Below are 255 nucleotides of genomic sequence, written 5' to 3'. Positions count from 1 at the left end.
CCGCCTTCTTCTCCACCGGCCAGCGTTGCACCGCGTCGTCGCGGGTGATCGTGACCGAAGGCATTCACGACCGGTTCGTGGCGGCGATGGGCGAGCGCATGAAGGGGCTCACCATCGACGACGCGCTGAAGGCCGGCACCCATATCGGCCCGGTGGTCGACCAGAGCCAGCTCAACCAGGACACCGACTACATCGCCATCGGCAAACAGGAAGGCGCCAAACTCGCCTTCGGCGGCGAGCTTCTGAAGCGCGACA

Annotated in this window: 1 protein-coding gene; it reads left to right on the top strand. The window is 65.9% G+C overall.

Annotated features, from left to right (window positions below; genetic code table 11):
• A partial coding sequence (locus C6558_RS39470; RefSeq protein WP_146161041.1) for an aldehyde dehydrogenase family protein occupies positions 1 to 255 on the top strand: 255 nt, incomplete at both ends.

This window comes from Ensifer sp. NM-2 (assembly GCF_003024455.1).
Lineage (GTDB): Bacteria > Pseudomonadota > Alphaproteobacteria > Rhizobiales > Rhizobiaceae > Ensifer > Ensifer canadensis.
The sequence above is the reverse complement of the archived record's forward strand: the minus strand, read 5'-3'. Positions and strand labels throughout refer to the sequence as shown.